Genomic DNA, 18,876 nt, shown 5'->3' on the forward strand with positions numbered 1-18,876 from the left:
TGCCGTGAACACCAGGGTGGGCGCCGGAGACCTTTGCCCAGCGTGCGTTTCAGGCAGATGGGGCGGGCGGAGTGCCTTCGATGCGCGTCAGCTCAGCCAGCACGGCATCGCGCACGCGTGCGTCGCATAGCAGCGACACATGGCCGATGCCGGAGAACGGCACGTGTCGCGCGCCGTCCAGCCATGACGCACCAGCAGGCCCGACGATGGAGTCGTGCCACGAGAAGATCGACGTAATGCGCGCCCGCACGGCTGGCGTTTCGGATGCAGCAAGGTGGCGTAGCCAGGCGCTGGCCCAGGCCATCTGCCGCACATTGCGCCCGCGTGCGCTGCGCGCTATCGCCGTGCCCCGATGTGGCGTGCCAAGCGTGATGACATGGGCGACCGGGCAAGCGTCCGATGCTTGCCGCAGCAATGCACGCGCAGCCAGCCCGCCCATGCTGTGGCAAAGCAGTACGGGCGCACGGCCGTACGCATGTGTCATCCGAGAGGCAACGGTTGCGATGTCGTGGGCGTAGTCGTCGATGTCGCCCAGCAACGGCATCAGATCGATGGCTTCGATCGGGTGACCGGCGGCGGCCAGATGTTGTTGCATCGGCAACCATACCGCGCGGTTGCAACCGTACCCGTGGATCATCAGCACAGGCACGCGCGTGCCATCACCCGTTGCCTTATCGAGCGCAGCCCGCGCGCGAAACGGCTGCAGTACGTTGAACATCCATGCCACCGACACGCATTCGCGCAGCCAGCACGCGATGAAACCGGCCACGCCGATGCGCTGCTCGCGCGGCACAGGCATGCGGTCCCACACCGGGTCATCCGGAATGGCCGTGCCCAGGCTTGTGGATGCAATGAGGAATGCCCAGCCAACCGAGATGAGATAGCCGAGCACCAGTGCTGCTGCGGCAACGGCAGCTGCGCCCCACCAGGTCAGATCACCCCAGCGATGCGCTGTCCACGCGACCGCCAGCGTCGCCGCGCATTGCAGGGCCACTGCAATGCGACGCGCGTTGGCTGCTGTCAGCGAAGCTAGGGGCGTGGGGGAGGTGGGCAGATCGGCGCGTGTCATGGAATGTGCTGTCGCCGAAGACGCGATCGATCAGCCGCGTATCAGCCGCGTGCCGGCCAGGCGGTCGTGCAGGAACTGGCGCTGTGGATCCAGCCACGCAAGCGCGCCCCACGCCAGCACGCAGGCCAGTGCGACGCCCGCACCGGTCCAGCGGGAAACCCCAACCCCGCTCACATGGATGATGCCGACGGCAACGACTACCCAGATCCAGGCCAGCGCATAACGCGCAATGGCACGGCCGAGTGAAATGGGGGAGCCGTCTGCGTTCACGACGCGCATGCGCCACGTCTGCATGGCGAGCGTCTGGCCGCGCTTGCGCCAGAAGCCCACGAAATACAGGCCGAGCGCGAAGAAGCCCCACACCTGCAGGCCGATATCACCGGTGCGTGCCAGTGGCGGAATGATCGCCCGCAGCAGCAGAAAGATCGCCGTCGCGCCAAACATCACGCCAAACAGCAGCAAGCCCTCGTAGAGCATGGCAGCCAGTCGGCGGCGCAGCGTAGGCGCGGCGAGTGGATCAGACGCCATGACGGGCGAGGAAGGGGAAGCAGTAGTGGCCATCGAACCGGGTAAGCGCAGGCTGGGCGTAATCGATCATGCGCCGATACAACGTGTGTGCGGCGCGTGATCGGATTATGCCAAAGGGAATGCTGGGCTTAGCCGCCCAGTACGGTCGACGGCGGCGGATTGCCCGAATCTCCATCCGGGCTGGTGGCAGGAGCCACCGGATGCACAGGTGTGACCGGTGCACTTGCCGGTGTTGGGGCCGTTGCGGCGGGAGCAGGCGTGGTTGCCGCCGGCGCAGATGCCGCGGCCGTTGCGGTCGGCTTGGCCGGCGCCAACGGATTCGGTGCCGACTTGGTCGTGCCCGGCTTGGTGCGCGCACCATGATGCAGTGCCTTGGCTGCATCCTTGGCCAGGCTCGTGCTGCCCGGCAATGCTGTGACTGCTGACGGACGCTTCTGCGCCTTGGCAGCCGCAGCAAGCTCTTTCTTCTGCTCGTCAGGCAACTGCTGATAGCGCTGCCAGGCTTCGCTCTTCTTCTGGACGGGAACCGACTTGGTGGTCTGGAAATTCTCGCGGGCACGGTGCCGCTGTTCCGGCGTCAGCTTGACCCAGTCAGCCATGCGTGTCTGCAAGCGCTGCTGCTGTGCCGGCGTGTACTTCGGATATGCCTGGGCAATCTGCAGCCACTTCTTGCGGGCCAGCTCGGGCATGCCGTTCCATTCCGGCGCGAACGGCGCCAGGATGCGCTGCTGCACGACGGTCAGTTCAGACCAGTTCGGATGAATGGATGGTTGCGGATTGGTGGCAGGTGGCGTCGGCAACGCCAGCGGTGTGCTGGCGGAGGCATCCGGCGCGGCGGACGGTGCTGATGCTGCCGGTGCCTGTGCGATTGCCAATCCAGCGGACAGCCCCGCAGCGCCGATCAACGAGATCAGGGCGGCGCGCAAGCGCAAGGTCCGTTCGCCTCGCGGTGGTTGGCCGTGGGTGCGGTGGAAGTTGCTCATCGATCAGCCTTTCACTGATCGCGTTTATCGAGATACTGATGGAAGCCTTGATCGGCGTAGGCGGCCAGTGGCAGGTCGTCGAGCAGCATGGCGGCATCAACCTCGGCGAGTTCGTCCACGCGTTGCTGTTGCTGCCAGTGATAGATACCGGCAAGCCCCGCAATCAGTGCAATGGTCGGCCAGAGCAGACCGAATCGACGCAGGAACGCGCCGATACGGTGCATTGGCGACGCAGCGTCGTTTTCCAGGTCGAAGGACACCTGACCTACACCCGGCATGACCAGGGTAGGCGAGCGCACCGTGCTCGGCGCTTCCGCTTTTTTATGCGCGAGCGCCGTCCGGCGTGCCGCGGAAAGGCGGTCACGTACGTCGGGCGGCAACTGTCCGGCCGACTCGTTCAGAGCGGTACGGACAGCGTGCACAAAGCGGCGTTCTCGAAGTTCTACCTTGTTCATAGTCGGATCCCTCGCGCCCGTAGCGCTTGGGCCAGGGCGTGCGTTGCCCGCGAGCAGTGCGTTTTCACGCTCCCCTCGGAACAGCCCATCGCCTGGGCGGTTTCGGCAACATCCATGTCTTCCCAGTAACGCATCAGAAAGGCTTCCCGTTGACGTGTGGGGAGCTTCTCGATTTCGCGTTCCAGAATTTCTAACATCTGCGAGCGCTCGACCTTGTCGGCGCTGCTTTCTGCCGCTGTGGAGCCGGCTTCACTTTCGATCAGCTCCAGCGGGTCGGTATCGTCGCCTTCTGCATCCGTGCGGAAGCTGGAGAACAGGCTGACCCACGTGTTACGCACCTTGGAGCGGCGGAACCAGTCGTGGATCGTGTTCTGCAGAATGCGCTGGAACAACAGAGGCAGTTCAGCCTCGGGTTTGTCGCCGTATTTTTCGGCCAGCTTGATCATCGCGTCTTGCACGATGTCGAGCGCAGCGTCGTCGTCGCGGACCGCGAATACTGCCTGTTTGAAGGCGCGTTTTTCGACGCTTATGAGGAAGGCCGACAGTTCCTGTTCAGAGGCCATACAACAGCGGGTGCGAATCCTGTGGGGCGGGTTGGCGAAATTTCACATTGTCATGAAGTGATGCGATGTGAACATGACGCCGCGCAGCAGCGACGGTCTGGACCGTCAAAAATGCTGCGATGCTAGCAAAAATGCGGGTCGGCGGACAGTCTGGCCGTCTGGCGGACCACCCGGTGTGGCCGCAGTGTAGTGATTCGCACCGCCGCTGGACCGCCATGCGGCATTGCAGTATCATCGTTGGTTCACAACATCTGTGGTTGTCTCATCTGGCCGCTCAACAGGCGGACCATCCATGCAGACGCGCACCGCTCAAATCCGCGCCACAAGCCCGGTAGAGAGCATCCAAACAATTTTTTGCCGAAAATTGCAAAGGACTGACATGAATATGCCAAGCGCGGAATTTTCCCACGCCAATAGCGGTTCATCTGCCGACATGATGGGGTCTGACATCCTCGTCAATGCGCTCGCGGCAGAGGGCGTCGAGTTCGTCTGGGGTTACCCCGGCGGCGCGGTGCTCTATATCTACGACGCGTTCTACAAGCAAAACAAGATCGAACACATCCTGGTGCGCCACGAACAGGCGGCAGTCCATGCGGCTGACGGCTATGCGCGTGCCACGGGCAAGGTCGGTGTCGCCCTGGTGACCTCCGGCCCGGGCGTGACCAATGCCGTGACCGGCATCGCCACCGCCTACCTGGATTCGATTCCGATGGTGATCATCACCGGCAACGTGCCGACGCACGCCATCGGCCAAGACGCCTTCCAGGAATGCGACACCGTCGGTATCACCCGCCCGATCGTCAAGCACAACTTCCTGGTCAAGGATGTGCGCAATCTCGCTTCGACCATCAAGAAGGCGTTCTACATCGCCTCGACCGGCCGTCCGGGCCCGGTGGTGGTGGACATCCCGAAGGATGTCTCGCGCGAGATGTGCAAGTACGAGTATCCGAAGACCATCGAGATGCGCTCGTACAACCCCGTCAACAAGGGGCACTCCGGTCAGATTCGCAAGGCTGTGAGCTTGCTGCTGCAGGCTGAACGTCCTTACATCTATTCGGGCGGCGGCGTGGTGCTTGCCGAGGCCAGCGAAGAGCTGCGCCAACTGGCTGCACTGACGGGTTACCCGGTCACGAACACGCTGATGGGCCTGGGTGCATTCCCCGGCACCAGCAAGCAGTTCGTGGGCATGCTGGGCATGCACGGCACGTACGAAGCCAACATGGCGATGCAGAACTGCGACGTGCTGATTGCCATCGGCGCGCGCTTTGACGATCGCGTGATTGGCAGCCCGGCGCACTTCACGTCGCAGCCGCGCAAGATCATCCACATCGACATCGACCCGTCCTCCATCTCCAAGCGGGTGAAGGTCGACATCCCCATTGTCGGCAACGTCAAGGACGTGCTGCAGGAGATGATCGCCCAGATCCAGTCGGGCGAAGCCAAGCCGAACAAGACGGCGCTGGCCAAGTGGTGGGAACAGATCGAGCAGTGGCGCAGCGTCGATTGCCTGAAGTACGACCGCACCTCCGAAATCATCAAGCCGCAGTATGTGGTCGAGAAGATCTGGGAACTGACCAACGGCGACGCCTTCGTCTGCTCCGACGTCGGCCAGCACCAGATGTGGGCTGCGCAGTTCTACAAGTTCAACGAGCCGCGCCGCTGGATCAACTCCGGTGGCCTGGGCACGATGGGCGTGGGCCTGCCGTACGCGATGGGTATCAAGAAGGCGTTCCCGGACAAGGAGGTCGTCACCATCACCGGTGAAGGCTCGATCCAGATGTGTATCCAGGAACTGTCGACCTGCCTGCAGTACGACACGCCGGTGAAGATCTGCTCGCTCAACAACGGCTACCTGGGCATGGTGCGTCAGTGGCAGGAAATCGAGTATGACAACCGCTACTCGCACTCCTACATGCAGGCGCTGCCCGACTTCGTGAAGCTGGCCGAAGCGTATGGCCACGTGGGCATGCGCATCGAGAAGACGTCCGACGTCGAACCCGCGCTGCGCGAAGCCTTCCGACTCAAGGATCGCACCGTGTTCCTCGACTTCCAGACCGACCCGACCGAAAACGTCTGGCCGATGGTCCAGGCAGGCAAGGGCATCTCTGAAATGCTGCTCGGCGCGGAGGACCTGTAATGCGTCACATCATTTCCGTCCTGCTGGAAAACGAAGCCGGCGCGCTGTCGCGCGTGGTGGGCCTGTTCTCGGCGCGTGGCTACAACATCGAGACGCTGACGGTCGCTCCGACCGAAGACGCTTCGCTGTCGCGCATGACGATCGTCACGACCGGTTCGGACGACATCATCGAGCAGATCACCAAGCACCTGAACCGCCTGGTGGAAGTCGTCAAGGTCGTCGACCTGACCGAAGGTGCGCACATCGAGCGCGAGCTGATGCTCGTGAAGGTGCGCGCGGTCGGCAAGGAGCGCGAGGAGATGAAGCGTACGGCCGACATCTTCCGCGGCCGCGTCATCGACGTGACTGAGAAGACCTACACGATCGAGCTGACCGGCAACGGCAGCAAGCTTGACGCGTTTCTCGATGCCATCGATCGCACTGCCATTCTGGAGACCGTCCGCACGGGCGGCTCGGGCATCGGCCGCGGCGAGCGCATTCTGAAGGTTTGAACCGGCGCGTGCACCAGCGTGTAACTGCAGCCGGACCCCATCGATATTGAAGTATTTGAAAATTAGGACATCACCATGAAAGTGTTTTACGACAAAGACGCCGACCTCTCCCTGATCAAGGGCAAGAACGTCACCATCATCGGCTACGGCTCGCAAGGCCACGCCCACGCCCTGAATCTGAACGACTCGGGCGTGAAGGTCACGGTCGGTCTGCGCAAGGGCGGCGCGTCGTGGAACAAGGCCGTCAACGCCGGCCTGCAGGTCAAGGAAGTGGCCGAGGCGGTGAAGGAAGCCGATGTCGTCATGATCCTGCTGCCGGACGAGCAGATCGCCGACGTGTACAAGAACGAAGTGCACGGCAACATCAAGCAAGGTGCCGCACTGGCGTTCGCTCACGGCTTCAACGTGCACTACGGTGCCGTGATCCCGCGCGCTGACCTGGACGTCATCATGATCGCCCCGAAGGCTCCGGGCCATACCGTGCGTGGCACGTACAGCCAAGGTGGCGGCGTGCCGCACTTGATCGCTGTGCACCAGGACAAGTCGGGCGCCGCACGTGACATCGCCCTGTCGTACGCCACCGCCAACGGCGGCGGCCGTGCCGGCATCATCGAAACCAACTTCCGCGAAGAAACCGAAACCGACCTGTTCGGCGAACAAGCCGTGCTGTGCGGCGGTACCGTCGAGCTGATCAAGGCCGGTTTCGAGACGCTGGTGGAAGCCGGCTACGCGCCGGAAATGGCCTACTTCGAGTGCCTGCACGAGCTGAAGCTGATCGTCGACCTGATCTACGAAGGCGGCATCGCCAACATGAACTACTCGATCTCGAACAACGCCGAATACGGCGAATACGTCACCGGCCCGCGTGTCGTGACGGAAGAGACCAAGAAGGCCATGAAGCAATGCCTGAAGGACATCCAGACCGGCGAATACGCCAAGAGCTTCCTGCTGGAGTACAAGGCAGGCCAACCGACGCTGATCTCGCGCCGCCGCCTGACCGAAGAGCACCAGATCGAGCAAGTCGGCGCCAAGCTGCGCGCGATGATGCCGTGGATCGCCAAGAACAAGCTGGTCGACCAGTCGAAGAACTGATCGATCACGCCTTGAGCGTGAAACAGGAAAGCCAGCCTTCGGGCTGGTTTTTTTTTATGCTGAATCCAAGGGAGGATGTGCCGTTTCAAGTGCTGGCGCAGCCCTGTGTCGGCTAGAATGCCGCATTTCCTTCAAGACGCTGTCGAGGTCTGATTTTGAACAACACGTATCCGCATCCCATCATCGCCCGCGAGGGCTGGCCGTACCTGGGCGGGATTTTCATCGTCTCGCTTATCGTGCAGGCTGCCGCCGGCTTTGGCTGGGCTTGGCCGTTCTGGGTGCTGACGCTGTTCGTGCTGCAGTTTTTCCGCGATCCGGCGCGCGCCGTGCCGACGCAGGCGAATGCGATCCTCTCGCCGGCCGATGGCCGCATCGTTGCCGTCGAGCAAGTGCGCGACCCGTTTGCCGATCGCGACTCGCTGAAGATCAGCGTGTTCATGAACGTGTTCAACGTGCACTCGAATCGCGCGCCGGTCGATGGCACAGTGCAGCAAGTGCAGTACTTCCCGGGCAAGTTCGTCAATGCCGACCTGGACAAGGCGTCGCTCGAGAACGAGCGCAATGCCATCGTGCTGCGTCGCGCTGATGGCCAGATCGTCACCTCGGTGCAGGTGGCCGGGTTGATCGCGCGACGTATCCTTTGCTACACCAAGGCAGGCGAGGCGCTTACCCGCGGCCAGCGTTACGGTTTCATCCGCTTCGGCTCGCGCGTCGACGTGTACCTGCCGCTGACGGCACGCCCACGCGTGACGATCGGCGAGAAGGTGTCCGCCACGCTGACGGTGCTCGCCGAGCTGGACTGATCCGGAGGCCGCCATGCCCGCGTTCAACCGACGCAAGAAACGTTTTACCGCCAGCAACGTCACGCATTTGCGTCCGCTGCGTCACAACCAGCCGCGCTCGGAGGACGATGATCTCGAAGTCATCCGCCCGCGCCGCCGTGGCATTTACTTGCTGCCCAACGCTTTCACGACGGCGGCGCTGTTCGCGGGGTTTTTCGCCATCGTGCAGGCGATGAACCTGAACTTCGAGACGGCGGCGATCGCCATCTTTGCGGCGATGGTGCTTGATGGCATGGACGGCCGCGTAGCTCGCATCACCAATACGCAAAGTGCGTTTGGCGAGCAATTCGACTCGCTGTCGGACATGGTGTCGTTCGGTGTCGCGCCTGCGCTGGTCATGTACGAGTGGATTCTGCGTGACCTGGGCAAGTGGGGCTGGCTCGCGGCGTTCGTCTACTGCGCGGGTGCAGCGCTGCGTCTGGCACGCTTCAACACCAACATCGGCTCGGTCGATAAGCGTTTCTTCCAGGGCATGCCGAGCCCGGCTGCTGCAGCGTTGATTGCCGGTTTCGTCTGGCTGGCAATCGACAACAAGCTGCCGGTGAAAGAGCTGTGGATGCCGTGGGTCGCTTTCGGGTTGACGCTGTATGCGGGCCTGTCGATGGTGTCGAACGCGCCGTTCTACAGCGGCAAGGCACTCGATGTGCGTCACCGCGTGCCGTTCGGTGTGATGGTGCTGGTGCTCGTGCTGTTTGTGGTTGTGTCGAGCGATCCGCCGGTGGCGCTGTTTGGCCTGTTTGTCGGCTATGCGGTGTCGGGCTATCTGCTCTGGGGCTGGCGTACGCTGCATGGCCAGCAGGGCAGTCCGCGGGTGCCGAAACCGACATCCGACGAAGCGCATGAGTGATCAATGCGCGGCACCATTGTGCGCTTGCGTCAATTTTTGAATTCGTCTATAGTCGTTCGCATGCTTTCGCACCCGATTTCCATTCTGATTACGCTAGTCTCGATTGATGGCCTACTAGGTCGTCAGGTCGGGACACGCGCATAGGAAATCGCAAGACAAGGCAAGCAGAAACCGCCAAGTTTTTCGCGAACCAGAATTCACAGCGCCCCGGCCTGCAACCATGCACGCCGGGGCGTTTTGCGTTCTGCTCCGCAAGAAATTATTCGAGACACCACCTAAGACCGACGTCAAAAACGTCACCCCCACCAAGGAGCCGCCATGAGCGACAAACTCATTATTTTCGATACCACTTTGCGCGACGGCGAGCAGTCCCCCGGGGCGTCGATGACCAAGGAAGAGAAGATCCGCATCGCCAAGCAGCTCGAGCGGCTCAAGGTGGACGTGATCGAAGCCGGCTTTGCGGCCAGCTCCAATGGTGACTTCGAGGCAATCCGTGCGATTGCCCAGTCGGTCAAGGATTCGCGCATTTGCTCGCTGGCGCGAGCGAACGACCGCGACATCTCCCGCGCTGCCGAGGCGCTCAAGCCGGCCGGCCAGTTCCGTATCCACACGTTCATCGCCACGTCGGCGCTGCACATGGAGAAGAAGCTGCGCATGTCGCCGGATCAGGTGTACGAACAAGCCCGCCTGGCTGTGCGCTTCGCCCGCCAGTTCACGGACGACATCGAGTTCTCGCCGGAAGACGGCAGCCGCTCGGACATGGACTTCCTGTGCCGCGTGCTGGAAGGCGTGATCGCCGAAGGCGCGACCACCATCAACCTGCCCGATACGGTGGGCTACGCGGTGCCGGAAGGCTATGCCGCGCTGATTCGCTCGGTGCGCGAGCGCATTCCGAATTCCGACAAGGCGATCTGGTCCGTGCATTGCCATGACGATCTGGGCATGGCCGTTGCCAACTCGCTGACCGCTGTCCAGTTGGGTGGCGCGCGCCAGATCGAATGCACGATCAACGGCCTGGGCGAGCGCGCCGGCAACACCAGCCTTGAAGAGGTGGTGATGGCCGTCAAGACGCGCCGCGACTACTTCAACCTCGACGTCGGTGTTGATACCTCGCAGATCGTGCCGGCCTCCAAGCTGGTCTCGCAGATCACCGGTTTCGTCGTGCAGCCGAACAAGGCTGTGGTGGGCGCCAACGCCTTCGCACACGCGTCGGGCATCCACCAGGATGGCGTGCTCAAGGCGCGTGACACCTACGAAATCATGCGTGCCGAAGACGTGGGCTGGACGGCCAACAAGATCGTTCTCGGCAAGCTTTCGGGCCGCAACGCATTCAAGCAGCGCCTGCAGGAATTGGGCATTGAGCTGGACTCGGAAGCCGAATTGAACGCTGCCTTCACGCGCTTCAAGGAACTGGCCGACCAGAAAGCCGAGATCTTCGATGAGGACATCGTTGCCATCGTTTCCAACGAAGCGCAGCACAGCGAGGGTGAACACTTCCGCTTCGTCTCGCTGGCGCAGCGCTCGGAAACGGGTGAGCGCCCGCACGCACGCATCGTCTTCGTTGCCGATGGCAAGGAAGTGACCGGCGAGGCTGAAGGCAACGGCCCGGTCGATGCCACGCTCAACGCTATCGAAAGCAAGGTCGCCAGTGGCGCCGAGCAACTGCTGTACTCGGTCAATGCCATCACAACCGGCACGCAGGCGCAGGGTGAGGTGACGGTGCGTCTGTCCAAGTCGGGCCGCATCGTCAATGGCGTGGGGACGGATCCGGACATCGTTGCCGCATCGGCCAAGGCCTACCTCGCCGCACTGAACAAGCTGCAGGACAAGAGCAGCGAGAAACTCAATCCGCAGATCTGATCGCGGGTTTCAACAAACACACGCAGGAGTCAGCCCAGACCCCAACACGATCACTACAGAGCGCGCACCCGGTTACCCACCGGAACGCGAAGCGGGTGCGGCGGCACCGGACACGTCAGAAGCGTGATTTCCGTGCCGACCGTCTTTGAGAGCGATGTCTGTGCGATCCACGACATGGCCGACCCGAACATCCACGCCAGGTGATGCGCCTCGCGTGGATGTTGCCGTTTCGACGCTTAGCGGCTGGAATCGTGATCGTGGTCATACATCGGGTCAGGGCTGACCTGCGTGAGCCGCACGATGCCGTCGCGGTCGAAATAGAAATTCATCAGCGACGGCCACACGCCTTCGTGCCTGAAGCGGTAGGACCACACCTGCCGATCCATCAGCCGGAAATAGGCGGTTTCCTCGGGTTTGCCGAATGTCTGCAGCACATCGTTCTGCGTCGCGGTGCCGACGCGGATCTGCGCAAACTCCATCGTCGTCAGAATCTGCCGAAACGAGGCGAGCTTTCCACTCGCGTCAAAGTCAGCCGCATAGGTGAATTGCCCGTAGGGCTGGGTGGGATATAGCCAACGCGTGCCACCGCCTGCTCGGGGGTATTGCTCGGGTGGTTTGCCAAAACGCGCTTCCACGGCGGAAGCTGGCTGGCCGATCAGTGCTTCGCCCGTCTGCGCGGGCGCCAGCACGGTGCATGCGCTCATCAATGCCGGCGCGATGGCGAGCAGTGCGACGCGCTGCCAAGTTGGGGTGCCCATGCCCACGATGGTTCTCCTGAATGCCTTCAGTGTAGGGCCTCATGTCGGCTGGCTGCTTGTGCCGGCAAGGCTGCGCGCTTTACCATCCGCGCTTCACGGGGAGTTGTCATGATGTTTCGCTTGTTCGTGGCCGCATTGGCGGCCGTTGGATTGTGCAGCGCTGCCGTCGCGCAACCCGAAGCCGCGCCGATCCGGCTGGCGTTGATCGAGGGCTTGTCCGGCCCGTTCGCCAACGCGGGGGAGGCGGTGGATCGTAATCTGCGCTTCGCCATCGAAGGCGTGAATGCGCGTGGCGGCGTGAAGCTGCCCGATGGGCGCCATCCGCTTGTGCTCGTGCGCATGGATAGCAAGAACACGGTCGACGAATCCTTGCTGCAGTTGCAAGCCGCCACCGACGCGGGAATCCGCTTCATTCTGCAGGGCAATAGCTCGGCGGCTGCAGCCGCGCTGTTGACGTCGATCTCGCGCTACAACGAACGCCATCCGGACGCGCGTGTGCTGTACCTGAACTACGCCGCCGTTGATCCGGCCCTGACCAACGAGGCCTGCAGCTTCTGGCATTTCCGCTTTGATGCATCGGCCGACATGCGCATGCATGCGCTGACCGAGGTGATCCGCGCCGACAAGGCCATCAAGAAGGTCTACCTGATTGGGCAGGACTACACGTTCGGTCGTCAGGTGGCGCAATCGGCGCGTCAGCAATTGGGTGAGAAACGGCCGGATGTGGCCATCGTTGGTGAGGTGCTGCACCCGATCGGCAAGGTGAAGGACTTTGCGCCATACGTGGCACGCATTGCGGCCTCGGGCGCGGACACCGTCATCACCGGCAATTGGGGGAATGACCTGACGCTGCTGGTCAAGGCGGCGCGCGACGCGGGGCTCACGGCGCGCTTCTTCACGTTCTACGGCAACTCGCTGGGCGCGCCAGGGGCGATGGGCGAGGCGGGTGTCGGCCGCGTGGTGGCGGTGGCGGAGTGGCACCCGAACCTCGGCGGTGCCAAGTCCGATGCCATCTATAAGACCTTTCGCGCGCGCTATCCGGCGTCGGGTGACGACTACCCGCTGCTGCGCGATCAGATGATGATTGACATGCTGGCCGCCGCCATCGAGCGCGCCGGCACGACGGAGGCGAGCGCGGTGGCACGTGCGCTGGAAGGCGCTTCGCTGGACAACGGTTTCCACCGCATGACGCTGCGCGCCGAGGATCACCAAGCCATTCAGCCGCTGGTCGTCACGCAAATGGAGCGTGTGGGTACGCCTGGCACGCCGTTCGATATCGAGGGCTCAGGTTACGGCTTCCGTACGTTGAAAGTGATTCCTGCGCCGCAAACAGCTCTGCCCACTGCCTGCAAGATGGCGCGCTACTGACTGACCTGACACGGAACTGTCGTCTGTGGGGGCTTTTGAGCTATAATCGCGGTCTTGCTATCCAGGCCGGGTTCGGAATGGGGCTGGCAAGATAACGTTCAACACGGCACCGGCGGCGGTGATTTTCAAGCGCTGCAGTGTCCGCAAGTCAAAGGAATCGAAATGTCCGTTGCTAACATCAACAAGCAAGAAATCGTCAAGGATAACGGCCGCAGCGCCAACGATACGGGTAGCCCGGAAGTGCAAGTTGCACTGCTGACCGCTCGCATCAATGAACTGCAGCCGCACTTCAAGGCGCACATGAAGGACCACCACAGCCGTCGCGGTCTGCTCAAGATGGTGAGCCGTCGCCGCCGTCTGCTGGACTACCTCAAGGGCAAGGACGCTGACCGCTACACCGCGCTGGTTGCGAAGCTGGGTCTGCGTAAGTAATGGTGGGTCTCACGCACTGCGCGTGATGAAAAGTGCCTGCGTCAGCGTGCTGATGCAGGCATTTTGTTTTTGGCGGCCGCGTTTGTGGTCGCGCCGGGCAACCGGCAAGTGATGGCAGTCGACCAGTTCAATGGATGAATCGGCTGCCAGGGACCGGGGGCGGCAGGAAGCAGAGTCTTGTGTCATTCCAGTGCGGCGTTGCATGTCAGCGCCGCGCTGGAATGGCATAAAACACACCTCTGCAACCGCACCGTCTTCCGGAACGTGTTTGTCGTGGCGCAATGAAAACGAGCTTGAATCCTCGGCGCCGCGAATACCGAACAGGAGATGCTATGACCATGTTCAATAAGGTCGTCAAAGAATTCCAATGGGGCGGCCATAAAGTCCGCATGGAAACGGGTGAGATCGCCCGTCAGGCGAGCGGCGCTGTGCTGCTCGACATGGACGACACCGTCGTGCTCGCCACCGTGGTGGGCGCCAAGAACCCGAAGCCGGGTCAAGACTTCTTCCCGCTGACCGTCGACTATCTCGAGAAGACCTACGCTGCCGGCAAGATCCCGGGTGGCTTCTTCAAGCGTGAAGGCCGTCCGTCGGAAAACGAAACGCTGACCTCGCGCCTGATCGATCGTCCGCTGCGTCCGCTGTTCCCGGAAGGCTTCTACAACGAAGTCCAGGTCGTCATCCACGTGCTGTCGATCAACCCGGAAGTGCCGGCCGACATCCCGGCGCTGGTGGCTGCTTCGGCTGCACTGGCTGTGTCGGGTCTGCCGTTCAACGGCCCGGTGGGCGCTGCCCGCGTGGGTTACAAGGATGGCCAATATCTGCTGAACCCGAATCGCGCGCAACTGGCGCATTCGGAGCTGGACCTGGTCATGGCCGGTACCGAGCGTGCCGTGCTGATGGTCGAGTCCGAAGCCAACCAGCTGTCGGAAGAGATCATGCTGGGTGCCGTGGTGTACGGCCATGAGCAGTCGCAGATCGCCATCAACGCGATCCACGATCTGGTGCGCGAAGGTGGCAAGCCGGAGTGGGACTGGCAAGCAGCTCCGAAGAACGAAGTGCTGACCGCTAAGGTGTCCGAGCTGGGCCTGGCCGATCTGCAAGCCGCTTACCAGCTGCGCCAGAAGTCGGCGCGCAGCCAGAAGCTGAGGGAAGTCTGCAAGTCGGTCGCGGCCAAGCTGGCCGAAGCCGGTGTGGAAGCCGACGGCGTGGAAGTCGACAACATCCTGTTCGAGCTCGAATCGAAGATCGTGCGCGGCCAGATCCTGAACGGCGAACCGCGTATCGACGGCCGCGACACCCGCACGGTGCGCCCGATCGAAATCCGCTCGTCGGTGCTGCCGCGTGCGCACGGCTCGGCCCTGTTCACGCGTGGTGAAACGCAAGCGCTGGTGGTGGCCGCCCTGGGCACCAAGAGCGACGAGCAGATCATTGACGCGCTGCAAGGCGAGTACCGTGACCGCTTCATGCTCCACTACAACATGCCGCCGTTCGCCACGGGCGAAACCGGCCGCGTGGGCAGCCCGAAGCGTCGCGAAATCGGCCACGGCCGTCTGGCCAAGCGTGCACTGATTCCGGTGCTGCCGGCCGCTGACGAATTCGGTTACACGATCCGCCTGGTGTCGGAAATCACCGAGTCGAACGGTTCGTCGTCGATGGCTTCGGTGTGCGGCGGCTCGCTGGCACTGATGGACGCTGGCGTGCCCCTCAAGGCGCACGTGGCTGGCGTGGCCATGGGTCTGATCCTGGAAGACAACAAGTTCGCCGTGCTGACCGACATCCTGGGTGACGAAGATCACCTGGGTGACATGGACTTCAAGGTGGCGGGTACCGACGCTGGTATCACTGCGCTGCAGATGGACATCAAGGTGCAGGGCATCACCAAGGAAATCATGCAGGTCGCACTGGCGCAAGCCAAGGAAGGCCGTCTGCATATCCTGGGCAAGATGCAGGCTGCCATGGGCGGCGCCCGCGCCGAGTTGTCGGAACACGCACCGCGCATGATCACGGTCAAGATCAATCCGGAGAAGATCCGCGACGTGATCGGCAAGGGCGGCTCGACCATCCAGGCGCTGACCAAGGAAACCGGCTGCACGATCGATATCGGCGAAGACGGCACGATCACCATCGCGTCGACCTCGTCGGAAGGCATGGCAGAAGCCAAGCGCCGCATCGAAGGCATTACGGCCGAAGCCGAAGTGGGCAAGATCTACAACGGCACCGTGCTCAAGCTGCTGGACTTCGGCGCGATCGTGAACATCCTGCCGGGCAAGGACGGTCTGCTGCACATCTCGGAAATCGCCAACGAGCGCGTGAACCAGGTCTCCGACTACGTGAAGGAAGGCCAGGCTGTGCGCGTGAAGCTGCTGAGCACCGACGAGAAGGGCCGTATGCGTCTGTCGATCAAGGCCGCCAAGGCTGAGGAAGGCGACGTGCCGGCCGCTGCGCCGCAAGCGCCGGGCGCAGGCGAAGCTGTGTCGCAACAGCAGCAGCAACAACAGCAGTAAGCGCGGGGTCTCTCGCTACGAAAACGGCTGGACGATGTCCAGCCGTTTTTTTGTTTACACTGCGTCGCGAGTTCCTCCCGTTGCCCTTTGCGCCCCATCATGAGCCGCCTGTTCGAGCAAAACCGCATCGCCGTCGTCTGGGATTTCGACAAGACGCTGATCCCGCGTTACATGCAAGTGCCGCTGTTCGAGCGCTTCAACATCGCCGAACAGGGCTTCTGGGATGAAGTCGAGGCGGGTTCAAAAGAAATCGAATCGCGTGGCCAGAAGGTCAACCGCGAAACGTTCTACTTGAACGTGCTGCTCCGCTATGTGCGCGATGGTCGAATGGCCGGCCTCAATAACGCGGCGTTGCGCGAACTCGGTGCTGAACTCGAATTTTTCCCGGGCGTGACGGACTTTTTTGAGCGCAGCAAGGCGTGGGTGCGTGACAACGCGGCCTACCAAGCCTTCGACATCAAGCTCGAGCACTACATCGTCAGCACCGGTCTGACGGAGATGATCAAGGGCTCGCCCATCGCCCCATATATCGACGGCGTGTGGGGCTGTGAATTCCTGGAAGCGCCTGATGCGAATGGCCGCCAGGTCATCTCAGAAGTCATCTACGCCATCGACAACACCACCAAGACGCGTGCGCTGTTCGAGATCAACAAGGGCGTCAACAAGCACCCCGAAGCGGTCAATGTGAACTCGTCGATTGCCGAAGACGAGCGCCGCGTGCCGTTCGCCAACATGATCTACGTGGCCGATGGTCCGAGCGATATTCCCGCGTTTTCGGTGGCGCGCAAGGGCGGCGGGCGCACGTATGCGGTCTACAACCCCGAGAGCCCGCGCTCGTTCGAGCAGGCCGACAATTTGCGTGCCGATGACCGCGTCGACATGCTCGGCCCGGCGGACTACCGCGCAGGCTCGCCCACCGAGATGTGGCTCAAATTGCATATCGGCAAGATCGCCGACGGCATCGTCCACGGCAAGCAGGAAATCATGCGCGAAACCACGCGTGGCATCCCGCAGCACTTTGTCGAACCGAAGCGCAGCGCGCTGTAACCCTCATCGATCCGATTCCCATGAAAGCGATTGAAATCACCCAGTACGGTGGCCCGGAAGTCCTGAAGCTTGGCGAGCGCCCGATGCCCGAGGCGAAGGCTGGCGAAGTGCTGATCCGCGTGCGTGCAGCCGGCGTGAACCGGCCGGATGTGTTCCAGCGCACGGGCAACTATCCCGTGCCGCCGGGTGCGTCGGACATTCCGGGGTTGGAGGTGGCGGGCGAGATCGTCAGTGGCGATCTGGCGCATGCCGACAATCGCTTCGGCCTGAAAGTGGGCGATCGCGTTTGCGCGCTCGTGCAGGGCGGCGGTTATGCCGAATTCTGTACCGCCCCGCTGGGGCAGGTGCTGCCGGCGCCGGCGGGCCTGTCCGATATCGACGCCGCGGCGCTGCCGGAAAACTACTTCACTGTCTGGTCGAACGTGTTTGACCGCGGCTTGCTGGGGCAGGGCGCGCATGGTGCGGATGAAACGCTGCTTGTGCAGGGCGGCTCCAGCGGCATCGGCACGACGGCCATCCAGATCGCTTCCGCGTTGGGGCATCGCGTGTTCGCCACCGCAGGCAGCGCCGACAAGTGCGATGCCTGCGTCGAGTTGGGCGCGACGCGCGGCATCAACTACAAGACCGAAGATTTCGTCGAAATCGTCAAGGCCGAGACGGGCCGAGGCGCTGATGTGGTGCTCGACATGGTCGGTGGCAGTTACGTCGCGCGCGAGATCGCCTGTACGGCCGACGATGGCCGCATCGTGCTGATCGCATTGCTGGGTGGCGCCAAAGCCGAAGTGCCGCTGGGCGACATCCTGCGCAGGCGCATTACGCTGACGGGTTCAACGCTGCGCCCGCGCCCGATCGCGTTCAAGGCGGCCATTGCGGCCAAGCTGCATGAAAAGGTCTGGCCGTTGCTGGCGTCAGGCCGCATCAAGCCGGTCATTCATGAAGTTATGCCCGCTGCGCAGGCCGCACAGGCGCATGCCCTGATGGAATCGAGCGCGCATATCGGCAAGATCATGTTGGTTTGGGATTGAGTTCAAGACGTCAAAATTGACCCTGTTTTTGCCGTCACGGTAGAATGCCGGGTTTATTTGACAGTCGACCGGGCGGAACAAGAACGTGAACGCAAGACCGAAGCTGGTGGTAGGCAACTGGAAGCTGCATGGCAGCCTGAACACCAACGCCGCGCTGCTTGAGCAGATCAAGGCCGCGGGCAAGACCAACGCCACGCTGGCGGTGTGCGCGCCGTTCCCCTATTTGGCCCAGTGTCAGTCGCTGCTGGCTGGTTCGTCAGTGGGTTGGGGTGCACAGGACGTGTCCGCCGAAACGCGTGGTGCCTTCACCGGCGAAGTGGCGGCATCGATGCTGTCGGAATTCGGTTGCGGCTACGCGATTGTCGGCCACTCCGAGCGCCGCACGTACCACGGTGAAACCGATGCGCAAGTGGCGACCAAGGCGCTGCGTGCGCTGGAGCACGGCATCATCCCGATCGTCTGCGTGGGCGAAACGCTGGCTCAGCGCGAAGCCGGTGAGACGGAGCAGGTGGTCGGCCGTCAACTGGATGCGGTACTGGAAGCGCTGTCGGTCGAGCAGCTCGGTCGCATCGTCGTCGCCTACGAGCCGGTCTGGGCGATTGGCACCGGCAAGACCGCGACCAGCGAGCAGGCGCAGGCTGTGCACGCGTTCCTGCGCGCACGCGTTGCTGCCCGCGATGCGGGTGTGGCGCAGCGCCTGGCGATTCTGTACGGCGGCAGCGTCAAGCCGGACAACGCAGGTGAGTTGTTTGCGATGGCGGACATCGATGGTGGCTTGATTGGCGGCGCATCGCTGAAGGCAGAAGATTTCCTGGCGATCGGTCGCGCATAGGCGACCGTTCGGGGCGCACATGTTGGGCATGTGCGACTGC

General features: G+C 62.6%; 19 protein-coding genes. 12 read left to right on the forward strand and 7 right to left on the reverse strand.

The features are described 5' to 3' along the window. Nucleotides 1-49 precede the first annotated feature (49 nt). The 5 genes from ACS13N_RS03765 to ACS13N_RS03785 all read right to left on the reverse strand — a co-directional run bounded on the left by ACS13N_RS03765 (nt 50) and on the right by ACS13N_RS03785 (nt 3,598). Nucleotides 50-1,069 carry an esterase/lipase family protein gene (locus ACS13N_RS03765; RefSeq protein WP_438930418.1) on the reverse strand — a complete coding sequence of 340 codons (1,020 nt, stop codon included), beginning with the start codon at nt 1,067-1,069 and terminating at the stop codon, nt 50-52. Nucleotides 1,070-1,099: 30 nt separating this feature from the next. Beyond that, nucleotides 1,100-1,630 carry an RDD family protein gene (locus tag ACS13N_RS03770; protein ID WP_438930419.1) on the reverse strand — a complete coding sequence of 177 codons (531 nt, stop codon included), beginning with the start codon at nt 1,628-1,630 and terminating at the stop codon, nt 1,100-1,102. A gap of 95 nt (nt 1,631-1,725) precedes the next feature. Then, nucleotides 1,726-2,580: a DUF3106 domain-containing protein gene (locus ACS13N_RS03775; protein WP_438930420.1), complete on the reverse strand. Its 855-nt coding sequence runs from the start codon at nt 2,578-2,580 to the stop codon at nt 1,726-1,728. Between the two features lie 11 nt (nt 2,581-2,591). Beyond that, on the reverse strand, nt 2,592-3,035 hold the full coding sequence (locus tag ACS13N_RS03780) for a DUF3619 family protein (protein ID WP_438930421.1): 444 nt from the start codon (nt 3,033-3,035) through the stop codon (nt 2,592-2,594). Then, nucleotides 3,032-3,598: an RNA polymerase sigma factor gene (locus ACS13N_RS03785; RefSeq protein WP_021195005.1), complete on the reverse strand. Its 567-nt coding sequence runs from the start codon at nt 3,596-3,598 to the stop codon at nt 3,032-3,034. The genes ACS13N_RS03780 and ACS13N_RS03785 overlap by 4 nt, the downstream gene beginning before the upstream one ends. A 379-nt stretch (nt 3,599-3,977) precedes the next feature. On the opposite strand from ACS13N_RS03785, the gene ACS13N_RS03790 reads away from it, so the two are divergent. From ACS13N_RS03790 to ACS13N_RS03815, 6 genes are all read left to right on the forward strand, one after another. Then, nucleotides 3,978-5,735: an acetolactate synthase 3 catalytic subunit gene (locus ACS13N_RS03790; RefSeq protein WP_199031629.1), complete on the forward strand. Its 1,758-nt coding sequence runs from the start codon at nt 3,978-3,980 to the stop codon at nt 5,733-5,735. Further along, nucleotides 5,735-6,226 carry an acetolactate synthase small subunit gene (gene ilvN, locus ACS13N_RS03795; protein ID WP_021195003.1) on the forward strand — a complete coding sequence of 164 codons (492 nt, stop codon included), beginning with the start codon at nt 5,735-5,737 and terminating at the stop codon, nt 6,224-6,226. The genes ACS13N_RS03790 and ilvN overlap by 1 nt, the downstream gene beginning before the upstream one ends. 75 nt (nt 6,227-6,301) lie before the next feature. Continuing rightward, the gene (gene ilvC, locus ACS13N_RS03800) at nt 6,302-7,318 is read left to right on the forward strand and encodes a ketol-acid reductoisomerase (protein ID WP_021195002.1); all 1,017 of its coding nucleotides are present in this window, start codon (nt 6,302-6,304) and stop codon (nt 7,316-7,318) included. Nucleotides 7,319-7,473: 155 nt separating this feature from the next. Then, on the forward strand, nt 7,474-8,121 hold the full coding sequence (locus ACS13N_RS03805) for a phosphatidylserine decarboxylase (protein WP_438930422.1): 648 nt from the start codon (nt 7,474-7,476) through the stop codon (nt 8,119-8,121). Between the two features lie 13 nt (nt 8,122-8,134). Then, nucleotides 8,135-9,007: a CDP-diacylglycerol--serine O-phosphatidyltransferase gene (pssA, locus tag ACS13N_RS03810; protein WP_438930423.1), complete on the forward strand. Its 873-nt coding sequence runs from the start codon at nt 8,135-8,137 to the stop codon at nt 9,005-9,007. 318 nt (nt 9,008-9,325) lie between these two features. Continuing rightward, nucleotides 9,326-10,867 carry a 2-isopropylmalate synthase gene (locus ACS13N_RS03815; RefSeq protein ID WP_027681024.1) on the forward strand — a complete coding sequence of 514 codons (1,542 nt, stop codon included), beginning with the start codon at nt 9,326-9,328 and terminating at the stop codon, nt 10,865-10,867. Nucleotides 10,868-11,103: 236 nt separating this feature from the next. On the opposite strand, the gene ACS13N_RS03820 is transcribed toward ACS13N_RS03815, so the two are convergent. Continuing rightward, entirely contained in the window at nt 11,104-11,571 is a 468-nt protein-coding gene (locus tag ACS13N_RS03820; protein WP_438930611.1) for a hypothetical protein, read from the reverse strand. Between the two features lie 165 nt (nt 11,572-11,736). Between ACS13N_RS03820 and ACS13N_RS03825 the strand changes: the two genes are divergently transcribed. Together ACS13N_RS03825 and rpsO are read left to right on the forward strand one after the other, a co-directional pair. Next, on the forward strand, nt 11,737-12,993 hold the full coding sequence (locus tag ACS13N_RS03825; RefSeq protein ID WP_438930612.1) for a branched-chain amino acid ABC transporter substrate-binding protein: 1,257 nt from the start codon (nt 11,737-11,739) through the stop codon (nt 12,991-12,993). 162 nt (nt 12,994-13,155) lie between these two features. After that, complete coding sequence (rpsO, locus tag ACS13N_RS03830) at nt 13,156-13,425, forward strand: 30S ribosomal protein S15 (protein WP_021194996.1); 270 nt, start codon at nt 13,156-13,158, stop codon at nt 13,423-13,425. Nucleotides 13,426-13,434: 9 nt separating this feature from the next. Here the strand turns inward: rpsO and ACS13N_RS03835 are convergent, their stop codons facing one another. After that, nucleotides 13,435-13,629, reverse strand: coding sequence for a hypothetical protein (locus ACS13N_RS03835; protein WP_438930424.1), 195 nt, complete (start codon nt 13,627-13,629; stop codon nt 13,435-13,437). 128 nt (nt 13,630-13,757) lie between these two features. On the opposite strand from ACS13N_RS03835, the gene pnp reads away from it, so the two are divergent. From pnp to tpiA, 4 genes are all read left to right on the forward strand, one after another. Next, nucleotides 13,758-15,932: a polyribonucleotide nucleotidyltransferase gene (gene pnp, locus ACS13N_RS03840; RefSeq protein ID WP_438930425.1), complete on the forward strand. Its 2,175-nt coding sequence runs from the start codon at nt 13,758-13,760 to the stop codon at nt 15,930-15,932. Nucleotides 15,933-16,031: 99 nt separating this feature from the next. After that, nucleotides 16,032-16,979, forward strand: a complete 948-nt coding sequence (locus tag ACS13N_RS03845; RefSeq protein WP_438930426.1) for an HAD family hydrolase — start codon at nt 16,032-16,034, stop codon at nt 16,977-16,979. Between the two features lie 20 nt (nt 16,980-16,999). Then, nucleotides 17,000-18,004, forward strand: coding sequence for an NAD(P)H-quinone oxidoreductase (locus ACS13N_RS03850; RefSeq protein WP_438930427.1), 1,005 nt, complete (start codon nt 17,000-17,002; stop codon nt 18,002-18,004). Nucleotides 18,005-18,089: 85 nt separating this feature from the next. Beyond that, the gene (gene tpiA, locus ACS13N_RS03855) at nt 18,090-18,836 is read left to right on the forward strand and encodes a triose-phosphate isomerase (RefSeq protein WP_438930428.1); all 747 of its coding nucleotides are present in this window, start codon (nt 18,090-18,092) and stop codon (nt 18,834-18,836) included. Nucleotides 18,837-18,876 lie beyond the last annotated feature (40 nt).

The sequence above is a fragment of the Ralstonia sp. 24A2 genome (genome assembly GCF_051783885.1).
Taxonomy (GTDB): Bacteria; Pseudomonadota; Gammaproteobacteria; order Burkholderiales; family Burkholderiaceae; genus Ralstonia.

What these genes read in the sequence shown, in the direction of transcription:
- ACS13N_RS03765 (WP_438930418.1), bottom strand. Translation starts at nt 1,069, where the DNA reads ATGACACGCGCCGATCTGCCCACCTCCCCCACGCCCCTAGCTTCGCTG.
- ACS13N_RS03770 (WP_438930419.1), bottom strand. Translation starts at nt 1,630, where the DNA reads ATGGCCACTACTGCTTCCCCTTCCTCGCCCGTCATGGCGTCTGATCCA.
- ACS13N_RS03775 (WP_438930420.1), bottom strand. Translation starts at nt 2,580, where the DNA reads ATGAGCAACTTCCACCGCACCCACGGCCAACCACCGCGAGGCGAACGG.
- ACS13N_RS03780 (WP_438930421.1), bottom strand. Translation starts at nt 3,035, where the DNA reads ATGAACAAGGTAGAACTTCGAGAACGCCGCTTTGTGCACGCTGTCCGT.
- ACS13N_RS03785 (WP_021195005.1), bottom strand. Translation starts at nt 3,598, where the DNA reads ATGGCCTCTGAACAGGAACTGTCGGCCTTCCTCATAAGCGTCGAAAAA.
- ACS13N_RS03790 (WP_199031629.1), top strand. Translation starts at nt 3,978, where the DNA reads ATGAATATGCCAAGCGCGGAATTTTCCCACGCCAATAGCGGTTCATCT.
- ilvN (WP_021195003.1), top strand. Translation starts at nt 5,735, where the DNA reads ATGCGTCACATCATTTCCGTCCTGCTGGAAAACGAAGCCGGCGCGCTG.
- ilvC (WP_021195002.1), top strand. Translation starts at nt 6,302, where the DNA reads ATGAAAGTGTTTTACGACAAAGACGCCGACCTCTCCCTGATCAAGGGC.
- pssA (WP_438930423.1), top strand. Translation starts at nt 8,135, where the DNA reads ATGCCCGCGTTCAACCGACGCAAGAAACGTTTTACCGCCAGCAACGTC.
- ACS13N_RS03815 (WP_027681024.1), top strand. Translation starts at nt 9,326, where the DNA reads ATGAGCGACAAACTCATTATTTTCGATACCACTTTGCGCGACGGCGAG.
- ACS13N_RS03820 (WP_438930611.1), bottom strand. Translation starts at nt 11,571, where the DNA reads ATGAGCGCATGCACCGTGCTGGCGCCCGCGCAGACGGGCGAAGCACTG.
- ACS13N_RS03825 (WP_438930612.1), top strand. Translation starts at nt 11,737, where the DNA reads ATGTTTCGCTTGTTCGTGGCCGCATTGGCGGCCGTTGGATTGTGCAGC.
- rpsO (WP_021194996.1), top strand. Translation starts at nt 13,156, where the DNA reads ATGTCCGTTGCTAACATCAACAAGCAAGAAATCGTCAAGGATAACGGC.
- ACS13N_RS03835 (WP_438930424.1), bottom strand. Translation starts at nt 13,629, where the DNA reads ATGCAACGCCGCACTGGAATGACACAAGACTCTGCTTCCTGCCGCCCC.
- pnp (WP_438930425.1), top strand. Translation starts at nt 13,758, where the DNA reads ATGACCATGTTCAATAAGGTCGTCAAAGAATTCCAATGGGGCGGCCAT.
- ACS13N_RS03845 (WP_438930426.1), top strand. Translation starts at nt 16,032, where the DNA reads ATGAGCCGCCTGTTCGAGCAAAACCGCATCGCCGTCGTCTGGGATTTC.
- ACS13N_RS03850 (WP_438930427.1), top strand. Translation starts at nt 17,000, where the DNA reads ATGAAAGCGATTGAAATCACCCAGTACGGTGGCCCGGAAGTCCTGAAG.